A 24,289-nucleotide genomic window follows, 5' to 3' on the forward strand; every position below is an offset into this window, starting at 1 on the left:
CCTCCGGTAGGGGTTGTTGGCCTTCCGAACCCGCCCATAGGCTCCGGTCAAACAGCAGTGTCGTGCCGGGCGGCCAGTGTTCACCCGGTTCTCCATCGTCAATTCCGCGGTCGCCGGAACGGCTCATGCTGCCCGGAAAACGCTTGCCTGGACGGGTGAAACGAGTGGCGGACGAAGAGAAGTATCTCGGCTATCTCAAGCGGGTCACGACGGATCTGCGGCACGCGCGTCGCCGGCTGCGTGTCGCCGAGTCCCGCGAGCGCGAACCGATCGCGATCGTCGGGATGAGCTGCCGGTACCCCGGCGGCGTCACCTCGCCGGAGGAGCTGTGGCAGCTCGTCGCCGACGGCCGGGACGGCATCGGCGGGTTCCCGGCCGACCGCGGCTGGGCCACCGGCCCCGGCGACTACCGGCGCGAGGGCGGCTTCGTCCTCGACGCGGGCGACTTCGACGCCCGGCTCTTCGGCATCTCGCCGCGCGAGGCGCTCACCATGGACCCCCAGCAGCGGCTGACGCTGGAGGCCTGCTGGGAGGCGGTCGAGCGGGCCGGCATCAACCCGCAGAGCCTGCACGGCGACCAGGTCGGCGTGTTCATGGGCGCGCCGGTGTCCGGCTACGGCCTCGGCGCCGCCGAGCTGCCGGCCGGGTCCGACGGACACCTGCTGACCGGCACCGCCGGCAGTGTCGTGTCCGGCCGGGTGGCCTACGCGCTCGGCCTCGAAGGCCCCGCCGTCACCATCGACACCGCCTGCTCCTCGTCGCTCGTCGCGCTGCACCTGGCCGCCCAGGCGCTGCGCCAGGGCGAGTGCTCGATGGCCCTCGCCGGCGGCGTCACCGTGATCACCAGCCCCGGCATCTTCGCCGAGTTCGACAACCAGGGCGGCCTGGCCGGCGACGGCCGCTGCAAGCCGTTCGCCGACGCTGCCGACGGCACCGGCTGGTCCGAGGGCGTCGGCGTGCTGCTCGTGGAGCGGCTGTCGGACGCCCGCCGCAAGGGCCACCCGATCCTCGCCGTGGTCCGGGGGAGCGCCGTCAACTCCGACGGTGCCAGCAACGGGCTGACCGCGCCGAACGGCCCCTCCCAGGAACGCGTCATCCTCCAGGCCCTCGCCAACGCGCGGCTCAGCCCCGCCGACGTCGACCTGGTCGAGGCGCACGGCACCGGCACCCGGCTCGGCGACCCGATCGAGGCGCAGGCGCTGCTGGCGACGTACGGGCAGGACCGCCCCGACGACCGCCCAGTCCGGCTCGGCTCGATCAAGTCGAACATCGGGCACACGCAGGCCGCGGCGGGCGCCGCCGGCCTGATCAAGATGGTCATGGCGATGCGGCACGACACCATGCCGCGCACCCTGCACGTGGACGCGCCGAGCAGTCACGTGGACTGGACCGCAGGCGCGGTCGAGCTGCTCACCGAGGCCCGCCCGTGGGCTCCCGGCGAGTCCCCGCGCCGGGCCGGCATCTCGTCCTTCGGCGTCAGCGGCACCAACGCGCACGTCATCCTGGAGGAGGCGCCGTCCGCCACCGCCCCGGTCGAGGACGAGTTCGGCGACGAGGACGGCGAGCCCGCGCCGTCGGTGGCCGAGGCGCGCCCGGTCGTCGAGGCCCCGGCCGTGCTCCCGTGGGTGCTGTCCGCGCGGACGCCGGAGGCGTTGCGGGCCCAGGCCGAGCGGCTGCGCGAGTACGTGCTGGCGCGGCCCGGGCTGCGGCCGGTGGACGTGGGCGCGGCACTTGTGTCGTCGCGCGCGTCGCTGGAGCACCGCGCGGTCGTCGTCGGGTCGGATCTCGCGTCCTTCGCGGCGGCGCTCGGCGAGGCCGAGGGCGGCCTGGTCGCGGGCCGGACCGCGTTCCTGTTCACCGGTCAGGGTGCGCAGCGGGTCGGGATGGGTGCCGGGTTGGCGGCGCGGTTCCCGGTGTTCGCGGAGGTGTTCGACGGGATCGTCGAACGCTTCGACGGGTTGCGGGAGGCGTTGGGGTCGGATGCGATCCATCGGACCGTGCACGCGCAGGCGGGTTTGTTCGCGTTCGAGGTGGCGTTGTTCCGGCTGGTGGAGTCGTGGGGTGTCGCGCCGGATTATCTGTTGGGTCATTCGATTGGTGAGATCGCCGCGGCGCATGTGGCGGGTGTCATGTCGTTGGACGACGCGGTGGCGTTGGTGGCGGCTCGGGGTCGGTTGATGCAGGCGTTGCCGGCCGGTGGGGCGATGCTGGCGGTGCGGGCGTCGGAGTCCGAGGTGCGTGCGGTGCTGCCGGCGGGGGTGGACGTCGCTGCGGTGAACGGTCCGACCTCGGTGGTGGTGTCGGGGCCGGTGGAGGCGGTCGAGGAGTTGGCGCCGCGGTTCGTCAAGGCGACGCGGCTTTCTGTTTCGCACGCGTTCCATTCGTCGTCGATGGAGCCGATGCTGGCCGAGTTCGCGGCGGCGATCGAGGACATCAGGTATGCGTCGCCGCGAATCCCGGTGGTGTCGAACCTGACCGGTGAGCCGGTGGAGGAGTTCACCGCCGACTACTGGGTGCGGCACGTGCGGGAGGCGGTGCGCTTCCACGACGGCATGACCTGGCTCGTCGACCACGGCGTGACCCGCTGTGTGGAGGTAGGGCCGGCCGCCGTGCTCAGCGGCCTCGCCCAGGACGCGATCGCCGACGGCCTCTGCGTCGCGATGCTCCGGAAGGACCGGGACGAGACCGAAGCGCTGCTCGGCGCGCTCGGCCGCCTGCACACCGCCGGAGTGAACGTGGACTGGCCGGCCATCTACGTCGAGTGGGGTGGCGTGCCGGCCGACCTGCCGACCTACGCCTTCCAGCGGGACCGCTACTGGCTCACCCCGTCCGAGCCGGCGCCGGCGCCGGGCGGCGACGACAGCGGCTTCTGGTCGGCGGTGGAGAGCGCCGACCGGGACGGGCTCGTCGCCGAGCTGGGCCTGACCGCCGACGACGCGGCGGCGTTGGACGGCCTGTTGCCGTCCCTGTCCGCGTGGCGTCGCCGGCGTCGTTCGCAGAGCGTGGTGGAGGGCTGGCGGTACCGGGTCGGTTGGGCGCCGATGCCGGAGCCGGCCCCGGCGGTGCTGTCGGGTACGTGGCTGGTGGTGTCGGACACGTCGGCGGATGACGTGGTGTCGGCGCTGGCGTCGGCGGGTGCCGAGGTGGTGCGGGCGAGTTCCGTTCCGGTCGTCGACGGTGTGCGGGGTGTCGTCTGGGTCGGCGGCGAGGGTTGGCCGCTGGTGGCGGCGCTCAAGGACCTCGCTGCTGCCGGGATCACCGCGCCGGTGTGGGCGGTCACGCGTGGTGCGGTCGCGGTGGGTCGTTCGGAGTCGGTGACCGACGTTGCCGCCTCGATGGTCTGGGGTGTCGGTCGGGTCGCCGGGCTCGAGTTGCCGCAGACGTGGGGCGGCCTGGTCGACGTTCCGGCGGTCCTGGGCGAGCGGGAGGGTCGCCGCTTCGCGGCGGTGCTCGCCGGTGGCGGTGAGGACCAGGTTGCCGTTCGTCCGTCGGGGGTGTTCGTCCGCAGGTTGCGGCCCGCCTCTCCGGTGGGTTCGGTGGCTCCGGTGTCGTTGTCGGGCACGGTGTTGATCACCGGCGGCACGGGTGCGTTGGGTTCGCGGGTGGCGCGGTGGGCGGCGCGGCGCGGCGCGTCCCGAGTGGTCCTGGTGTCACGCCGGGGCGACCAGGCGCCGGGTGCCGACCACCTCGTCGCCGAGCTGACCGGCCTGGGCGCCGAGGCGTCGGTGGTGGCGTGCGATGTCGCGGATCGTGACGCGGTCCAGCGTGTGGTGGCCGGTATCGACGGTCTGACGGGCGTGGTGCATGCGGCCGGGATGTCCGGCATGGAGAAACTGGCCGATGTGACGGCGGAGTCGTTCGGGGCGGTGGTGTCGGGCAAGGTGTCCGGTGCGTTGCACCTGGACGAGGCGACCGCCGACCATGATCTTGAGTTGTTCGTGGTGTTCTCGTCGATCGCCGGGGTGTGGGGCAGCGGCGGTCAGGCCGCGTACGCGGCCGGTAACGCGGTGTTGGACGCGTTGGTGGAGTCGCGCCGCGCGGGGGGCAAGGCGGGCACGGCGGTCGCGTGGGGCCCGTGGGCCGAGGGTGGGATGGCCGGTGAGGCCGGTGCCGCCGACTATCTGGCCCGCCGTGGCCTGACCGCGATGGACCCGGACCTGGCGATGCAGGCGCTGGCGTTGGCGGTGGACGCGGGTGACGTGGCCACGACGGTGGCTGATGTGGATTGGGCGCGGTTCGTGCCGACGTTCGCGGCGCAGCGTCCGGCGCCGTTCTTCGGTGAGCTGGCCGTCGTCCCGGCGGAGGCGGTCACCGATGGCGGGTTGACGGTTCGTCTGGCGGGTTTGTCGGAGGCGGAGCGGCGTCGGGAGTTGCTGGCGTTGGTGCGGGCGCAGACCGCGAAGGCGCTCGGTTACGCCGGGGCGGCCCAGGTCGAGGCCGCGACCGCGTTCCGGGATCTCGGCATCGACTCGGTGACGGCGGTGGAGGTGAAGAGCCGGATCAACGCGGCGACCGGTTTGCACCTGGGATCGTCGCTGGTCTTCGACTACCCGACCCCGCAGGCCCTGGCCGATCACCTCCTCGAAGCGCTGGGCCTCGCCGGGACGGCCGATGTCACGGCGGTGGCGCTGCCGGCGCGGGTCGAGGGTGACGACATCGTCATCGTGGGGATGGCCTGTCGGTATCCCGGCTCGGTCGAGTCGCCGGAGGACCTGTGGCGGCTGGTCGCGGGTGGCGTCGATGGCATGTCGGCGTTCCCCGACGACCGGGGATGGGCTGTTCCCGCCGGTGCGTCGTACACCCCGGTCGGCGGCTTCGTGCCGACCGCCGCGCAGTTCGACGCGGGTCTGTTCGGGATCTCGCCGCGTGAGGCGGTGGCGATGGATCCGCAGCAGCGCATGTTGTTGGAGGTGTCGTGGGAGACCCTGGAGCGCTCCGGGGTGGACCCGCGGTCGTTGCGCGGCCGTCCGGTCGGGGTGTTCGTGGGTGCGTCGAACTCGGGTTACGGCACGGGTGGGTTGTTCGCCGAGACCGGTGACGGGCATGTGTTGACCGGTACGGCGAACAGTGTGATCTCGGGTCGGGTGTCGTACTCGTTCGGGTTCGAGGGGCCGGCGATGACTGTGGACACGGCGTGTTCGTCGTCGTTGGTGGCGCTGCACCTGGCGGCCCAGGCCCTACGCAGTGGTGAGTGTGATCTGGCGCTGGCCGGTGGAGTCACCGTGATCACGGGTCCGGAGGTGTTCGCGGAGTTCGCCCGCCAGGACGGCCTGGCCTCCGACGGCCGGTGCAAGTCCTTCGCCGGCGGGGCGGACGGCACGGGTTGGGCCGAAGGCGCGGGAATGCTGCTGGTGGAGCGGCTGTCGGACGCGCGGCGTAACGGGCACGAGATCCTGGCCGTGATCTCCGGCAGCGCCGTCAACCAGGACGGCGCGTCGAACGGTCTGACCGCGCCGAATGGTCCGGCGCAGCAGCGGGTGATCCGTCAGGCCCTGGCGAGTGCTGGTCTGACGAGTGCCGACGTGGACGTGGTGGAGGCGCACGGTACCGGGACCCGGTTGGGTGATCCGATCGAGGCGCAGGCGTTGCTGGCGACCTATGGGCAGGATCGTGAGCGGCCGTTGTGGTTGGGTTCGATCAAGTCGAACATCGGTCACACTCAGGCGGCTGCGGGTGTGGCGGGGATCATCAAGATGGTCATGGCGATGCGCCATGGTGTGTTGCCGGCGACGTTGCACGTTGACGAGCCGTCCCCGCACGTGGACTGGAGTGCCGGCGCGGTGGAGCTGCTCACCACCGCCCGGCCGTGGGAGCCGAACGGCAACCCCCGGCGGGCGGCGGTGTCGGCGTTCGGGATCAGTGGCACCAACGCGCACCTGATCCTGGCGGAGCCGGCCGTGGTCGAGGCGCCCGAGACCGGGGGTCCGCCGGTGTCGGCGCAGGGGCTGGCCGAGCAGCCCGTGGTCGAGGGTCCGCTGCCGTGGCTGGTGTCGGCGCGGTCGGCGGAGGCGCTGGCCGGGCAGGTGCGGCGGTTGCACGACGTCGTGGCCGCTGAGCCGGAGCTGGATGCGGCGGCGGTGGCGTGGTCGCTGGCGACGGGTCGGGCGGCGCTGGAGCACCGGGCGGTGGTGCTGGCCGGAGCCCGTGCCGACTTCCTGGCCGGTCTGCGGGCGCCCGCGGTGTCGGGTGTGGTGGCCGAGGGCGGTCTGGCGTTCCTGTTCACCGGGCAGGGCGCGCAGCGCGTCGGGATGGGTGTCGGGCTGGCGGCGCGGTTCCCGGTGTTCGCGGCGGCGTTCGACGCGATCTGTGCCCGCTTCGACATGGTGCTGGACATGCCGTTGCGCGACGCGATCGACTCCGACGCGATCCACCGGACGGTGTACACGCAGGCCGGTCTGTTCGCGGTCGAGGTCGCGTTGTTCCGGCTCGTCGAGTCGTGGGGGATCACCCCGGACTACCTGTTGGGGCATTCGATCGGTGAGATCGCCGCCGCGCACGTGGCGGGTGTCTTGTCGTTGGACGACGCGGTGACGCTGGTGGCGGCGCGGGGTCGGTTGATGCAGGCGTTGCCGGCCGGTGGGGCGATGCTCGCGGTGCAGGCGTCCGAGGCTGAGGTCCGCGGCACGTTGATCGACGGGGTGGACATCGCGGCGGTCAACGGTCCGGCCTCTGTCGTCGTGTCCGGTCCGGTCGAGGCGATCGACGAGCTGGCGCCGCGGTTCGCCAAGGCGACGCGGTTGACGGTGTCGCATGCGTTCCACTCGTCGTTGATGGAGCCGATGCTGGCCGAGTTCGCGGCGGCGATCGGGCACATCGAGTTCGGGGTGCCGCGCATTCCGATCGTGTCGAACCTGACCGGTGAGCCGGTCGAGGAGTTCACCGCCGGGTACTGGGTGCGGCACGTGCGGGAGGCGGTCCGCTTCGACGACGGCATGGCCTGGCTGGCGACCCACGGGGTCACCCGGTGCCTGGAGGTCGGGCCGGCGGGTGTGCTGTCCGCGCTTGCCGCGCCGGATCTCACCTACGCGGCGGCGTTGCGCAGGGACCGCGACGAGGCGGCCACAGTGCTCGACGCGGTCGCGAAGCTGTGGACCGTCGGCGTGCCGGTCGACTGGACGGCGATCCTGCCGGCCGCGCCCCGCGTCGACCTGCCCACGTACGCCTTCCAGCGGGACCACTACTGGCTGACCCCGCTCGAACTGCCGGCGACGACCACCGCGGACCCGGTGGAGGCGGCGTTCTGGCAGGCCGTCGAGGGCGAGAGCCTGCACGACCTGCTGCACACCGACGTCCCGGCCTCGCTCAGCGCCGCGCTCGCCGAGTGGCGCCGCGACCGGGTGGCCGCCACCGAGGTGGCCTCCTGGCGCTACGACGTCACCTGGCGCCCGGTCGCCGACTCCTCGCAGCCGGCCTCCGGGACCTGGCTCGTCCTGGCCCCGGCGGCCGGAACGGCCGAGGCGTTCCTGGGTCGGACCGGCCTCGACCTCGTCGAGCTGGTCGTCACGGCCGAGGACCTGGAACGGCAGGCACTGGCCGCCGCGATCGCCGGGCACACCCGCGACGTCGGCGACCTGGCCGGCGTGGTGTCGCTGCTCCCGGCCGGAAATCCGGCCGACGCCCACTACGGACTCCTGACCACGGTGCAGGCCCTGGCCGACAGCGGCGTGCCGGCCCGCCTCTGGTGGGTCACCCGGGGCGCGGTGTCGATCGGCCGATCCGATCCACTGACGGACGTCGCGGGTTCGCTGGTCTGGGGCGCCGGCCGGGTCGCGGCGCTGGAGCTGCCGGAGCTGTGGGGCGGCCTCGTCGACGTGCCGGTCGAGACCGACGAGCGGACCCGCCGGCGGCTGGCCGACCTCCTCGGCGGAGTCGAGGACCAGGCCGCCGTGCGGTCCTCGGGCGTCTTCGTCCGCCGGCTGCGGCCCGCGGTGACCCCGCCACGGCCACCGGCCCCGCACACGTGGGACGGCACGATCCTGGTCACCGGCGGCACCGGCGCGCTCGGCGGGCACGTGGCCCGCTGGCTGGTCGGTCGGGGCGTGCGGCGCCTCGTGCTGACCTCCCGCCGGGGAACGGACGCGCCCGGCGCCGCCGAACTGGTGGCGGAGCTGTCGCCGGCGCAGGTGTCGGTGGTGGCCTGCGACGTCTCCGACCGCGCCCAGGTGGCCGACCTGCTGGCCGGAATCCCGGACCTGTCCGGCGTGGTGCACGCGGCCGGCGTCTCCGGCGTGGGCCTGCTCACCGAGACCGACGCGGCGGACTTCGCCGAGATCGTCCGGGGCAAGGTCGCCGGCGCCGTCCACCTGGACGCCCTGACCGGTGACCTCGACCTGTTCGTGGTGTTCTCGTCGATCTCCGGCGTCTGGGGCAGCGGCGGCCAGGCCGCCTACTCTGCCGGCAACGCGTTCCTGGACGGCCTGGTGCAGGCGCGTCGGGCCGCGGGCAAGGCGGGCACGGCGGTGGCCTGGGGTCCCTGGGCCGAGGCCGGCATGCTGGCCGCCGAGGAGGGCGCCGAGGACTACCTGCGCCGTCGCGGGCTGCGGCCGATGCCGCCCGCCCTGGCGATCCAGGCGCTGGCCGAGGCGGTCGACGCCGACACCGGCTGCCTGACCGTCGCCGACGTCGACTGGCCGCAGTTCACCGCGCTCTTCACCGCCGGTCGGCCCAGCCCGTTCCTCGCCGACGTCGTCGCGGCCGAGGAGCCGGCTTCCCCGTCCGGCCGGCCCGAGTCCCGGTTCGCGGCCATGACCGCGGCCGAGCGGAGCACCGTCCTGATCGGCGAGGTGCGGGCCGCCGTCGCCGGGGTGCTCGGCTACGACACCGTCGAGCGGATCGCGCCCGGCAAGGCGTTCAAGGACCTCGGCATCGACTCGCTCACCGCGGTCGAACTCCGCGACCGGCTGCAGACGCTCACCGGCCTGACGCTGCCGGCCGGCCTGGTGTTCGACTATCCCAGCGCGACGCTGCTCGCCCAGCACCTCGACGAACTCCTGGGCGGGGCCGCCGCTCCCGCCGTGATCGCACCCCCGACCACCGTCGCGGACGACGAGCCGATCGCCATCATCGCGATGAGTTGCCGTTTCCCCGGCGGCGTTCGCACCCCGGAGGAGCTCTGGGAGTTCGTGCTCGACGGCGGCGACGCCGTGGCCGACTTCCCGACCGATCGGGGCTGGACCACCGACACCTCCGGCCTGTACTCACCGCTCGGCGCCTTCGTCCACGACGCCGGCGACTTCGACGCCGACCTGTTCGGCATCGCCCCGCGTGAGGCGCTGGCGATGGACCCGCAACAGCGGCTCTTCCTCCAGGCGAGCTGGGAGGCGTTCGAGCGGGCCGGCCTCGACCCGCTCGGGCTCGCCGGCAGCCGCACCGGTGTCTTCGCCGGCACCAACGGCCAGGACTACGCGGCCCTGCTGCTGCACAGCACGGTCGACAGCTACGTCAGCACCGGCAACGCCGCCGCGGTACTGTCCGGTCGCACCTCGTACGCGTTCGGGCTGGAAGGCCCCGCGGTCACCGTCGACACCGCCTGCTCCTCGTCGCTGGTGGCCCTGCACCTGGCGATGCAGGCGCTCCGCAACGGCGAGTGTGACCTCGCCCTGGCCGGCGGCGTCACCGTCATGGCGACCCCCGGCGCGTTCGCCGAGTTCGGCCGGCAGGACGGCCTGGCCGCCGACGGCCGCTGCAAGCCGTTCGCGCAGGCGGCCGACGGCACCGGCTGGGGTGAGGGCGTCGGCATCCTGCTCGTCGAGCGGCTGGCCGACGCGCGGCGCCACCACCACCGCGTGCTCGCCGTCGTCCGAGGCTCCGCGGTCAACCAGGACGGCGCGTCGAACGGCCTGACCGCGCCGAACGGGCCCGCGCAGCAACGGGTCATCCAGCAGGCGCTGGCCAGCGCCCGGCTGGACCCGGCGGACGTGGACGCGGTCGAGGCGCACGGCACCGGCACCCGGCTCGGTGACCCGATCGAGGCGCAGGCGCTGCTGGCCACCTACGGCCAGCACCGGGACCGGCCGCTCTGGCTGGGCTCGGTCAAGTCGAACATCGGCCACACCCAGGCCGCGGCCGGGGTGGCCGGCATCGTCAAGATGGTGATGGCGTTGCAGGCGGGCGTGCTGCCGCCGACGTTGCACGTCGACGAGCCGACCACGCACGTCGACTGGGCCGGCGGCGCCGTCGAGCTGCTCACCGAAGCGCGCGACTGGCAGCCGGGCGACCGTCCGCGTCGCGTCGGCGTCTCGTCCTTCGGCGTCAGCGGCACCAACGCCCACGTGATCATCGAGGAGGCGCCCGACCCGGTCGCGCTGCCGGCGGCGGTCGCGGCGCCCGAGGTCGAGGGTCGGTCGGCGCAGGCGCCGGCCGAGCAGCCCGAGGTCGACGGGTCGTTGCCGTGGCTGGTGTCGGCGCGCTCGGCGCCGGCGTTGACGGCTCAGGTGCGGCGGTTGCGTGACTTCGTGGCCGCTGAGCCGGAGCTGGACGTGGCGGGGGTGGCGTGGTCGCTGGCGACGGGTCGGGCGGCGCTGGAGCACCGGGCGGTGGTGCTGGCCGCTGACCGCGACGACGTGCTGAACGTTCTTCAGGCGCCCGCGCTGTCGGGTGTGGTGGCCGAGGGCGGTCTGGCGGTGCTGTTCACCGGGCAGGGCGCGCAGCGCGTCGGGATGGGTGTCGGGCTGGCGGCGCGGTTCCCGGTGTTCGGGGCGGCGTTCGACGCGATCTGTGCCCGCTTCGACCAGCTCCTCGACATGCCGCTGCGGGCGGCGGTCGACTCCGAGGCGATCCACCGGACGGTCTACACGCAGGCCGGTCTGTTCGCGGTCGAGGTGGCGTTGTTCCGGCTCGTCGAGTCGTGGGGGATCACCCCGGACTACCTGCTGGGGCATTCGATCGGTGAGATCGCCGCCGCGCACGTCGCGGACGTGATGTCGCTTGATGACGCGGTGACGCTGGTGGCGGCGCGGGGTCGGTTGATGCAGGCGTTGCCGGCCGGTGGGGCGATGTTGGCGGTGCAGGCGTCCGAGGAGTCGGTGCGGGAGACCATTGCCGGCACGGGTGTGGACATCGCGGCGGTCAACGGTCCGACCTCTGTCGTCGTGTCCGGCCCGGCCGAGGCGATCGACGAGGTGGCGCCGCGGTTCGCGAAGGCGACGCGGTTGACGGTGTCGCATGCGTTCCACTCGTCGTTGATGGAGCCGATGCTCGCCGAGTTCGCGGCGGCCATCGAGACCATCACCTTTGCGCCGCCGCGTATTCCGGTGGTGTCGAACCTGACCGGTGAGCCGGTGGAGGAGTTCACCGCCGGGTACTGGGTGCGGCACGTGCGGGAGGCGGTGCGTTTCGCCGACGGCATGCAGTGGCTGGCGTCGCACGGGGTGACCCACTGTCTGGAGGTCGGGCCGGCGGGTGTGTTGTCCGCGCTTGCCGCGCCGGATCTCACCTACGCGGCGGCGTTGCGCAGGGACCGTGACGAGGCGGCCACGGTGCTCGACGCGGTCGCGAAGCTGTGGACCGTCGGCGTGCCGGTGGACTGGACGGCGATCCTGCCCGCCGCGCCGCGCGTCGACCTGCCCACGTACGCGTTCCAGGGCCGCCGGTTCTGGCCGCGCCTGGACCGGGCCCTCACCGGCGACGTGGAGGCGGCCGGCCTGGGCCGCGCCGACCACCCGCTGCTCGGGGCGACGGTGTCCGTCGCCGGCGGCGACGGGCTGCTGCTGACCGGGCGGCTGTCCGCGCAGCGGCAGCCGTGGCTCGCCGACCACGTCGTCCTCGGCCGTACCGTGCTGCCCGGCACCGCCTTCGTCGAACTCGCCACCTCGGCCGGACGCCGGACCGGGCGGCCGGTGCTCGAGGAACTCACCATCGAAGCCCCGCTGGTGCTGCCCGCCGACGGGGTCCAGCTTCAGGTCGGCGTCGGCGTCGACGACGGCGCCGGACACGTCCCGGTCAGCATCTGGTCCCGGCCCGGGTCGGACGCCCCCTGGCAGCGACACGCCGTCGGCAGCCTGGTCGCGGAATCACCGGACCGGTCCGTCGCCGACCTGTCAACGTGGCCCCCGGCCGGCGCCACCGCCATCGACCTCGACGGGTTCTACGACCAGCTCGCCGACCGGGCCGGCCTCGCCTACGGCCCGGTGTTCCGGGGCCTGCGGGCCGCCTGGCGCTCCGCCGACGCGGTCTACGCCGAGGTGGCGCTGCCCGAGGACACCCGGCCCGAGGCGGCCTCGTACGGCGTGCACCCGGCCCTGCTGGACGCCGCGCTGCACGCCATCGGCCTCAGCGACCTGGCCGGCGAGGGCGCCACCCGGCTGCCGTTCGCCTGGACGGACGTGCGCCTGCTCGCGACCGGCGCCGGTGTCCTGCGGGTGCGGCTGTCCGCCACCGGATCGTCCGGCATCGCCATCGACGTGGCCGACGGCACGGGCGCGCCCGTGGCCCGGGTCGGCCGGCTGGCGATGCGCGCCGTCACCGCCGACGCGCTGGATCGGCCGGCGCCGGTCACCGACAGCTCCCTCTACACGGTGGACTGGACCGCCGTGCCCGCCCCGCAGGGTGGCTCGGCCCCCTTCGCCGCGATCGGCGCCGACGAGCGGGCCGGCGCCGCCGTCACGTACGCCGGTTTCGCCGATCTGCCCGACGCCGCGGAACTTCCGGATCTGGTCCTGTGGCAGATCGCCGACCCGGCCCGCGACGGCCTCGCGGCCGCCGCCCACACGCTGACCACCGAGGCCCTGGACACCGCCCGGGCGTGGCTGGCCGACGAACGCTTCACCGACACCCGGCTGGCGGTCCTGACCAGCGGCGCCGTGCCCGCGACCGGTCCGGTCACCGACCCGGCGGCGACCGCGGTCTGGGGCCTGCTGCGCTCGGCGCAGAGTGAGAACCCGGGCCGGATCGTGCTTGTCGACATCGACGGCGACGACCGCTCGTGGTCGCTGCTCGGCGCGGCCGTGCGAGGGGACGAGCCGGAACTCGCCCTGCGGGCCGGGACGATCCTGGCGCCGCGGCTGATCACCGCGCCCACCCGGCTCACCCTGCCGCCGGCTGCGGAGTCGTGGCGGGTGGCCCCGGGTGGTGACGGTGCGTTGTCGAGCCTCGATGTCGTCGCAACTCCGGATGTGGAGTTGGGCGTGGGTGAGGTGCGGGTCTCGGTTCGCGCGGTGGGGGTGAACTTCCGTGACGTGCTGTTGGGTCTGGGTGTGTATCCGGATCCGGATGCGGTGATGGGTTCCGAGGGTGCGGGTGTGGTGGTCGAGGTCGGCGCCGGCGTGTCGGGCCTGGTGGTCGGTGATCGGGTGTTCGGGCTGTTCCACGGTGGGTTCGCGCCGCGGGTGGTGGTGGATCATCGGGTGGTCGCGCGGATGCCGCGGGGTTGGTCGTTCGCGCAGGGCGCGGCGGTGCCGATGGCGTTCCTGACGGCCTGGTACGGGCTGCGGGACCTTGGTGGGTTGCGGGCCGGTGAGCGGGTGTTGGTGCATGCCGCTGCCGGTGGTGTGGGTTCGGCGGCGGTGCAGTTGGCGCGGTTGTGGGGTGCGGAGGTGTTCGCGACGGCGTCGCCGGCGAAGTGGGCGGCCGTCGAAGCGCTCGGCGTCGACCCTGAGCGGATCGCGTCGTCGCGGGATCTCGGGTTCGCGGGTGTGTTCGGTGGTGTGGATGTGGTGTTGGACTCGCTTGCCGGTGAGTTCGTGGACGCCTCGCTCCACATGTTGCGCCCGGGTGGCCGGTTCGTGGAGATGGGTAAGGCGGACATCCGCGACGCTGCCGAGGTCGAGCGTGAGCTGGGTGTCTGGTACAGGGCGTTCGATCTGTCGGAGGCGGGTGCGGAGCGCACGGCGGTGATGTTGGCCGAGCTGGTCGCTCTGTTCGAGTCGGGGGATCTGCGGCTGCTCGACCCGACGGTGGCGGATGTGCGGGAGTTGCCGGGTGTGCTGGGCACGATGAGTCGTGGGGCGCACGTCGGGAAGAACGTGGTGCTGGTGCCGCGTGCGGTCGATGGGCCGGTGTTGATCACCGGTGGTACCGGTGGGTTGGGTGCGTTGGTGGCGGCGCATCTGGTCGAGGCGCACGGGGTGCGGGATCTGGTGTTGGTCAGCCGCTCGGGCGGGCCGGCGCCGGAGTTGGATGCGCGGGTGCGGGTGGTCGCGGTGGACGTCACCGACCGGGCCGCGCTGGCGGCGGTGATCGACGGCATCGACGGTCTCGCCGGTGTGGTGCACTGCGCGGGGGTCCTCGACGACGGTGTGTTCACCGGCCTGACCGCCGAGCGGGTGGCCGGGGTGATGGCGCCCAAGGTCGACGCGGTGGTGCATCTGCACGAGTTGACGCGCGGCCGGGATCTGGCGATGTTCACCGTGTTCTCCTCGATCTCGGCGGTCTTCGGCACCGCCGGCCAGGCCGGATACTCCGCCGCCAACGCGTTCCTCGACGGCTTCATCTCCTACCGGCGCAGCCTCGGCCGGACCGGTCAGTCGCTGGGCTGGGGACTGTGGGCCAACGCCGCCGGCATGGGCGGTGCGGTGGCCGCGCGGGTGGGCGGCGGCATGTCCGACGAACTGGGGCTGGCCCTGTTCGACGCGGCCCACCGGCTGCCCGACGCGCACGTGGTCCCGGCGCGGCTCGACCTCGACGCGGTGCGGGCCTCGGGTGCGGTGCCGCCGCTGCTGCGCAGGCTGGTCACCACCGTGGTCCGCAAGGCCGACGACGGCGGCGTGGCGGGTCCCGGCCTGGCACGACGACTGACCGGGTTGGCGGACGCGGACCAGGACCGGCTGCTGACCGACGTGGTGTGCACGGCCGCCGCCGGGGTGCTCGGCCACAGCTCCGCCGACGCGGTGGTGCCCGGCCGGGCGTTCAAGGACCTCGGCTTCGACTCGCTCACCTCGGTCGAACTGCGCAACCGGCTCAACGCCGCGACCGGGCTGCGGCTGCCCGCCACCCTGGTGTTCGACTACCCCACCCCGGTCCTCCTGGCCGGCTACCTGCGCGCCGAGCTGCTCGGCGCGCCGGCCGCGCGACAGTCACGGATCGTCCGGACCGCGACCGACGACGACGCGATCGCAATCGTCGGCATGGCCTGCCGCTACCCGGGCGGCGCCAACAGCCCCGAGGACCTCTGGCGGCTCGTCACCGACGGCACCGACGCGATCGGCCCGTTCCCGACCGACCGCGGCTGGGCCGCCGACGCCGCCGACTACGTACGCCAGGGCGGCTTCATCGACGACGCGACCGCGTTCGACTCCCGCCTCTTCGGCATCTCGCCGCGCGAGGCGCTGACCATGGACCCGCAGCAGCGGGTGCTCCTCGAAGCCTGCTGGGAGGTCTTCGAACGGGCCGGGTTCGACCCCGAGTCGCTGCGCGGCGAGCCGGTCGGCGTCTTCATCGGCTCGTCCTCGTCCGGCTACGGCACCGCCGGCCCGCTGCCGGACGGCGCCGAGGCCCACGCGCTCACCGGCACCGCGCCGAGCGTGATCAGCGGACGGGTCGCGTACACCTTCGGCATCGAGGGTCCCGCGGTCACGGTCGACACGGCCTGCTCCTCGTCGCTCGTCGCCCTGCACCTCGCCGCCCAGGCGCTGCGGTCGGGGGAGTGCACGATGGCCCTCACCGGCGGCGTCACCGTGCTGGCCGGCGCCGACATCTTCCCGAGCTTCGACAGCCAGGGCGGCCTGGCCGGCGACGGGCGGTGCAAGCCGTTCTCGGCCGACGCCGACGGCACCGGCTGGTCCGAGGGCGTCGGCGTGCTGCTCGTCGAGAAGCTCTCCGACGCCCAGCGCCTCGGCCACCAGGTGCTGGCCGTCGTCCGTGGCAGCGCGGTGAACTCCGACGGCGCGTCCAACGGGCTGACCGCCCCCAACGGGCCGTCCCAGCAGCGGGTCATCACGCAGGCCCTCGCGAACGCGCGGCTCACCCCCGCCGACATCGACGTGGTCGAGGCGCACGGCACCGGCACCGCGCTCGGCGACCCGATCGAGGCGCAGGCGCTGCTCGCCACGTACGGCCGGGAGCGCCCCGCCGACCAGCCGCTGCGACTCGGCTCGATCAAGTCCAACATCGGCCACACCCAGGCCGCGGCCGGCGTCGCCGGCATCATCAAGATGGTGCTGGCGATGCGGCACGGCGAGGTGCCGCGCACGCTGCACGCGCGGACCCCGTCCGAGCACATCGACTGGACCAGCGGCGCCCTGCACCTGCTGACCGAACCGGCCTCCTGGCCGGCGGGCCACCGACCGCGCCGGGCGGCGGTGTCGTCCTTCGGCATCAGCGGGACCAACGCCCACGTGGTGCTCGAGGAAGCACCCACCCCGGTCTCCACTCCGGTTCCGGTCGAGCCGGTCACCGGGCCGGTGCCATGGGTGCTGTCCGCCCGGACCCCCGGGGCGCTGCGGGCCCAGGCCGAGCGGCTGCGGGAGTACGCGCTGGCGCGACCGGAGTCGCGGCCGGCGGATGTCGGCTCGGCGCTCGCGTCGACGCGAGCCGTACTCGATCATCGTGCGGTCGTCGTCGGATCGGACCTGGAGTCGTTCGCGGCGGCGCTGGCGGACCTCGAAACCGGTCCCGGCGGCACCGGTACGGGCCGGACCGCGTTCCTGTTCACCGGTCAGGGCGCGCAGCGGATCGGGATGGGCGCCGGCCTGGCCGCGCGGTTCCCGGTCTTCGCCGAGGCGTTCGACGGCATCGTCGGCCGCTTCGACGGACTGCGGGAGGCCCTGGAGTCCGACGCGATCCACCGGACCGTGCACACCCAGGCCGGCCTGTTCGCGGTCGAGGTGGCGTTGTACCGGCTGTTCGAGTCCTGGGGCGTCACCCCGGACTACCTGCTGGGCCACTCGATCGGTGAGATCGCCGCCGCGCACGTCGCCGGGGTGCTGTCGCTTGACGACGCGGTCACGCTTGTGGCGGCGCGAGGCCGGCTCATGCAGGCGCTGCCCGACGGCGGCGCGATGCTCGCGGTGCAGGCGTCCGAGGCCGACGTGCGCGCGGCGATCGGCCGCCGGAAGATCGACGTGGCCGCGGTCAACGGACCGAACTCCGTGGTCGTCTCCGGCAAGGCCGCCGCCGTCGGCAAGTTCGCGGCGCGCTTCCCGAGGACCACCCGGCTCACCGTGTCGCACGCGTTCCACTCGTCGCTGATGGAGCCGATGCTGGCGGCGTTCGCGTCGGCGATCGAGGACATCACGTATGCGCCGCCGCGGATCCCGGTGGTGTCGAACCTGACCGGCGAGCCGGTCGAGGAGTTCACCGGCGACTACTGGGTGCGCCACGTGCGGGAAGCGGTGCGCTTCCACGACGGCATGACCTGGCTGGCCGCGCACGGTGTGACCCGCTGCCTGGAGGTCGGACCGGCGGGCGTGCTGTCGGCGACGGCGGCTCCGGAACTCACCTACGTCGCCGCGCTGCGCAAGGACCGCGACGAGGCGACCACCGCCCTGGAGGCGGCCGGACGGCTGTGGACCGCGGGCGTACCGGTCGACTGGGCGGCGATCCTGCCCGCCGCGCCGCGGGTCGACCTGCCGACGTACGCGTTCCAGCGTGACCGCTACTGGCTGATGCCCGCCGAGACGACCGGGACCGCGGGCGTCGAGGACGGGGCGTTCTGGTCGGCGGTGGAACGCGGCGACCACGAGGGCCTGGCCGGCGAACTCGACGGCGTGGACGCGCGAGCGCTGGCGAACATGCTGCCGGCGTTGTCCGCGTGGCGTCGCCGGCGTCGTTCGCAGAGCGCGGTGGAGGGCTGGCGGTACCGGGTCGGCTGGGCGCCGATGGCGGAGCCGGCCCCGGCGGCGCTGTCGGGCACCTGGCTGGTGCTGTCGGACACCCCGGCTGACGACGTGGTGTCCGCGCTGGAATCGGCCGGTGCCGAGGTCGTGCAGGCCACTTCCGTGACGGCTGTCGAGGGCATGCGGGGTGTGGTGTGGGTCGGCGGCGAGGGCTGGCCGTTGGTGTCCGTGCTCAAGGATGTCGCTGCCGCCGGGATCACCGCGCCGGTGTGGGCGGTGACGCGTGGTGCGGTCGCGGTGGGTCGTTCCGAGGCGGTGACCGAGGTGGCCGCGTCGATGGTGTGGGGTGTGGGCCGGGTCGCGGCGTTGGAGTTGCCGCAGACCTGGGGTGGTCTGGTCGATGTCCCGGCGGTGCTGGGCGAGCGGGAGGGTCGCCGGTTCGCGGCGGTGCTCGCCGAGGGTGGTGAGGATCAGGTTGCCGTTCGCCCGTCGGGGGTTTTCGTCCGCAGGTTGCGGCCGGCCGCGCCGGTGGGATCGGTGGCTCCGGTGTCGTTGTCGGGCACCGTGTTGGTCACGGGTGGGACGGGTGCGCTGGGTTCGCGGGTGGCGCGCTGGGTGGTGCGGCGTGGTGCGTCGCGGGTGGTGTTGTTGTCGCGTCGTGGTGAGCGGGCCCCGGGTGTGGTTGATCTCGTCGCCGAGTTGACCGGTCTGGGCGCCGAGGTGTCGGTGGTGGCGTGTGATGTGGCTGATCGTGACGCGGTGCGCGCGGTGGTGGCCGGTGTCGAGGGTTTGACCGGTGTGGTGCACGCCGCGGGTGTCTCCGGTATGGAGAGCCTGCTGGACGTGTCGGTGGAGTCGTTCGGGGCGGTGGTGTCGGGGAAGGTGTCCGGTGCGTTGCACCTGGACGAGGCGACCGCCGGTCTGGATCTTGAGTTGTTCGTGGTGTTCTCGTCGATCGCTGGGGTGTGGGGTAGCGGGGGTCAGGCCGCGTACGCGGCCGGTAACGCGGTGTTGGACGCGTTGGTGGAGTCGCGTCGCGCGGCGGGGAAGGTGGGCACGGCGGTCGCGTGGGGTCCCTGGGCGCAGGGCGGGATGGCCGGTGAGGCCGACGCAGCGGATTACCTGGCGCGTCGTGGCCTGACCGCGATGGACCCGGACCTGGCGATGCAGGCGTTGGCGTTGGCGGTGGACGCCGGTGACGTGACCACGACGGTGGCTGATGTGGACTGGTCGAGGTTCGTGTCGACGTTCGCGGCGCAGCGTCCGGCGCCGTTTCTCGGTGAGCTGGCCGTCGTCCCGGCGGAGGCGGTCACCGATGGCGGGTTGGCGGTTCGTCTGGCGGGTCTGTCGGAGGCGGAGCGGCGTCGGGAGTTGTTGGCGTTGGTGCGGGCGCAGACCGCGAAGGCGCTCGGTTACGCCGGGGCGGCTCAGGTGGAGGCCGCGACCGCGTTCCGGGATCTGGGTATCGACTCGGTGACCGCGGTGGAGGTGAAGAGTCGGATCAACGCGGCGACCGGTTTGCAGTTGGGGTCGTCGCTGGTGTTCGACTACCCGACCCCCCAGGCCCTCGCCGACCACCTGCTCGAAACGCTGGGCCTGGCCGCGCTCGACGGGCCGGCGGTGGCGCTGCCGGCGCGGGTCGACGGCGACGACATTGTCATCGTCGGGATGGCCTGTCGGTATCCGGGTGGTGTGCAGTCGCCGGAGGACCTGTGGCGGCTGGTCGCGGGCGGCACCGACGGCATGTCGGCGTTCCCGTCGGATCGGGGTTGGGTGGTGCCGGACGGCGCCGGTTACGCGGCGCTGGGCGGCTTCGTCGACAGCGCGACCGGTTTCGACGCGGGTCTGTTCGGGATCTCGCCGCGTGAGGCGGTGGCGATGGATCCGCAGCAGCGCATGTTGTTGGAGGTGTCGTGGGAGACCCTGGAGCGCTCCGGGGTGGACCCGCGGTCGCTGCGCGGCCGTCCGGTCGGGGTGTTCGTCGGGGCCTCGAACTCGGGTTACGGCACGGGTGGGTTGTTCGCCGAGACCGGTGACGGGCATGTGTTGACCGGTACGGCGAACAGTGTGATCTCGGGTCGGGTGTCGTACTCGTTCGGGTTCGAAGGCCCCGCGATGACCGTCGACACGGCGTGTTCGTCGTCGTTGGTGGCGTTGCACCTGGCGGCCCAGGCCCTACGCAGTGGTGAGTGTGATCTGGCGCTGGCCGGTGGAGTCACCGTGATCACCGGTCCGGAGGTGTTCGCGGAGTTCGCCCGCCAGGACGGCTTGGCCTCCGACGGCCGGTGCAAGTCCTTCGCCGGTGGCGCGGACGGCACCGGCTGGGCCGAAGGCGCCGGGATGCTGCTTGTCGAACGCCGAAGCGACGCGGAACGGCTCGGGCATCGGGTCCTGGCCGTGGTCGTCGGTTCCGCGATCAACCAGGACGGCGCGTCGAACGGTCTGACCGCGCCGAACGGTCCGGCGCAGCAGCGGGTGATCCGCCAGGCCCTCGCCAACGCCGGCCTCACCACCGGCGACGTGGACGTCGTGGAGGCGCACGGCACCGGCACGAAGCTCGGCGACCCGATCGAGGCGCAGGCGCTGCTGGCCACCTACGGCCAGGACCGCGAAAAGCCGCTGTGGCTCGGTTCGATCAAATCGAACATCGGCCACACCCAGGCCGCCGCCGGTGTCGCCGGGATCATCAAGACGGTCATGGCGATGCGCCACGGCGTCCTGCCGGCGACGTTGCACGTCGACGAGCCGACCCCGCACGTGGACTGGACCGCCGGCGCGGTCGAGCTGCTCACCACCGCCCAGCCGTGGCAGGCCAACGGCCACCCCCGGCGGGGCGCGGTGTCGGCGTTCGGGATCAGCGGCACCAACGCCCACGTGATCATCGAGCAGGCGCCCGACCAGCCCTCGGTCGAGCAGCCGGCGGTGGTCGAGGCGCCCGAGATGGATGGTCCGCTGCCGTGGCTGGTCTCCGCCCGCTCGGCGGAGGCGCTGGCCGCGCAGCTCGTCCGGCTGCGGGACACCGTGGCGGACCTGGACCCGACCGCGGTGGCGCGTTCGCTGGCCACCGGGCGGGCGGCGCTGGAGCATCGCGCGGCGGTGCTGGCCGATACCCGTGAGGGCCTTCTGGCCGGACTGCGGGCGCCCGCGGTGTCGGGGGTGGTCACCGAGGGAAGCCTCGCGGTGCTGTTCACCGGGCAGGGCGCGCAGCGCGTCGGCATGGGCCTGCGGCTGGCCGAACGGTTCCCGGTGTTCGCCGCGGCGTTCGACGCGATCTGCGCCCGCTTCGACATGGTGCTGGACATGCCGTTGCGCGACGCGGTCGACTCCGACGCGATCCACCGGACGGTCTACACGCAGGCCGGCCTGTTCGCGGTCGAGGTCGCGCTGTTCCGGCTCGTCGAGTCGTGGGGGATCACCCCGGACTACCTGCTGGGGCATTCGATCGGTGAGATCGCCGCCGCGCACGTGGCGGGTGTCATGTCGTTGGACGACGCGGTGACGCTGGTGGCGGCGCGCGGTCGGCTCATGCAGGCGTTGCCGGCCGGTGGCGCGATGCTGGCGGTGCAGGCGTCCGAGGCCGAGGCCCGGTCGATGCTGGCCGGCGGCGTGGACATCGCCGCGGTCAACGGCCCGACCTCGGTGGTCATCTCCGGTCCGGCGCACGCGATCGACGAGCTGGCGCCGCGGTTCGCCAAGGCGACCCGGCTGACGGTGTCGCACGCGTTCCACTCGTCGTTGATGGAGCCGATGCTGGCCGAGTTCGCGTCCGTGGCCGCGGAGATCGACTACGCCCCGGCGCGCATTCCGGTGGTGTCGAACCTGACCGGTGAGCCGGTGCGGGAGTTCACCGCCGGCTACTGGGTGCGGCACGTGCGCGAGGCGGTCCGCTTCGCCGACGGCGTGGCGTGGCTGCGAGCGCAGGGCGTGACCCGGGCGATCGAGGTCGGCCCGGCGGGTGTGCTGTCCGCGATGGCGCGCCTGACCGCGCCGGAACTCACCTACGCGCCCGCGCTGCGCAAGGACCGCGACGAGGCCGAGAGCCTCCTGCACGCGGTCGCCCAGGCGTGGACCGTCGGCGTGCCGGTCGACTGGACGGCGATCCTGCCGGCCGCGCCCCGCGCCGACCTGCCCACGTACGCGTTCCAGCGGGACCGGTACTGGCTGACCCCGATCGAACTGCCGGCCACGACCACCGCGGACCCGGTCGACTCGGCGTTCTGGCAGGCCGTCGAGGGCCAGAGCCTGCACGACCTGCTGCACACCGACGTCCCGGCCTCGCTGGGCGCCGCGCTCGCCGAGTGGCGGCGAGACCGGATGGCGACCGGCGCGGTCGCGTCCTGGCGCTACGACGTGACCTGGCAGCCGGTCACCGACCCGGCCCGGCCCGCCGCGGGCTCCTGGATCGTGCTGACCCCGCACGACGGCGTCGCCGACCCGCTGGTGTCCGCGCTGAGCGACGCCGGTCTGGACATCATCGAACTCCCCGTCATGCCCGAGGACCTGGACCGTGCCGTCCTGGCCGAGGAGCTGGCCGCCATGGGCGCGGGACTGGCCGGCCCGGCCGGCGTGCTGTCCCTGCTGTCGCTGGCCGAGCCCGCCGACGCGGTGGTGCCGCACCGCTTCCTGACCGTGGTGCAGGCCCTCGGCGACAGCGGCGTCGCCGCCCGGCTGTGGTGCGTCACCCAGGGCGCGGTCTCGGTCGGCCGCTCCGACCCGCTGCACGACGTGACCGCCGCCCTCGTGTGGGGCGCGGGCCGGGTCGCCGCGCTGGAGTCGCCGGAGCTGTGGGGCGGCCTCGTCGACGTCCCGGCCGGCCTCGGCGAGCGTGCGGCCGGCCGGTTGGCCGGCGTCCTCGGCGGCGGCGAGGACCAGGTCGCCGTCCGGGCCTCGGGGGTCTTCGTCCGGCGGCTGCGGCCCGCGCTGTCGCCGGCCCGACCGCCGGCCCCGCGCACCTGGGACGGCACGGTCCTGGTCACCGGCGGCACCGGCGCGCTCGGCGCGCAGGTGGCGCGTTGGCTGGTCGGGCGTGGGGTGTCACGGTTGGTGTTGACGTCGCGGCGGGGGATGGACGCGCCGGGCGCCGCCGAGCTGGTGGCGGAGCTGTCGCCGGCGCGGGTGGACGTGGTGGCCTGTGACGTCGCGGACCGTACGCTGGCGGCGGAGCTGCTGGCCGGGATTGCGGACCTGCGCGGCGTGGTGCACGCCGCCGGGGTCGCCGGCATGGGCCTGCTGTCGCAGACCACCGTCGACGAGTTCGCGGAGATCGTCCGGGGCAAGGTCGCGGGCGCGGTCAACCTGGACGCGCTGACCGGCGACCTCGACCTGTTCGTGGTCTTCTCGTCGATCTCCGGGGTGTGGGGCAGCGGCGGCCAGCCGGCCTATTCGGCAGGCAACGCGTTTTTGGACGCGTTGGTGCAGTCGCGTCGCGCGAAGGGCAAGGCGGGCACGGCGGTGGCCTGGGGACCGTGGGCCGAGGCCGGGATGCTCGTCAGCGAGGAGGGCGCCGAGGACTACCTGCGCCGTCGTGGGCTGCGGCCGATGCCGCCGGCGCTGGCGATCCGGGCGTTGGCCGAGGCGGTCGACGCCGACAGCGGCTGCGTGACCGTCGCCGACGTCGACTGGGCGCGCTTCGGACCGGCGTTCACCGCCTCCCGACCCAGCCCGCTGCTGCACGACCTGCTTCCCGTCGACGAGGCCCCGGCCGCGTCGGGGCCCGACACCAGCCAGTGGGCCGGGCAACTGGCCGCGCTCAGCCCGGCGGAACGCTCCCGTACGGTCCTCGGCCAGGTCCGCCGGACGGTGGCCGAGGTGCTCGGGTACGCCGACGTGGACCGGGTGCCGGCGGGCCGGGCGTTCAAGGACCTCGGCATCGACTCGCTCACCGCGGTCGAGCTGCGCGACCGGCTGCAGACCCTGACCGGGCTCGCGCTGCCGGCCAGCCTCGCCTTCGACCACCCCACCGCCACCGCGGTCACCGACCTCCTCCAGTCCCACGTCAGCGGCGCCGGCGCGGCCGCGCCGGCGGTGACGGCCACCGCCGTCAGCACCGACCCGATCGTCATCGTGAGCATGGCGTGCCGCTACCCCGGCGAGGTGACCGGTCCCGAGGACCTGTGGCGGCTGGTCGCCGACGGCGCCGACGCGGTCGGGCCGTTCCCGACCGACCGGGGCTGGGACCTGGACGCGCTGTTCGACCCGGACGGCAGCCGGGCCGGCAGCTCGTACGTGCGGGAGGGCGGCTTCCTGCGTGACGCCTCCACGTTCGACGCCGACATGTTCGGCATCTCGCCGCGCGAGGCGCTGGCGATGGACCCGCAGCAGCGGCTGCTGCTGGAGACGACCTGGGAGGCGCTGGAGCGGGCGGGCGTCGACCCGACGTCGCTCAGCGGCACACCCACCGGAGTCTTCGTCGGCACCAACGGCCAGGACTACACCACCCTGTCGGCGTCCGCCGCCGAGTCCGAGGGCTACGTCGCGACCGGCACGATCGCCAGCGTGATGTCCGGGCGACTGTCGTACGCGTTCGGCCTCGAAGGCCCCGCCGTCACCGTCGACACGGCCTGCTCGTCGTCGCTCGT

At 73.7% G+C, this 24,289-nt stretch carries 1 protein-coding gene (running past one end of the window); it reads left to right on the plus strand.

Translation table 11 applies throughout. The features are described 5' to 3' along the window. The first annotated feature begins 164 nt into the window (after positions 1 to 164). Positions 165 to 24,289, plus strand: partial view of a type I polyketide synthase gene (locus tag ACGFI2_RS14335; RefSeq protein ID WP_393515979.1) — the 5' portion only. It continues 9,568 nt past the right edge of the window; 24,125 of the gene's 33,693 nt are visible here — the first part of the coding sequence; its start codon is at positions 165 to 167; the stop codon falls past the right edge of the window.

Source organism: Micromonospora sp. NPDC049282, from assembly GCF_043197045.1.
In the GTDB taxonomy this organism is placed as follows: Bacteria; Actinomycetota; Actinomycetes; order Mycobacteriales; family Micromonosporaceae; genus Micromonospora.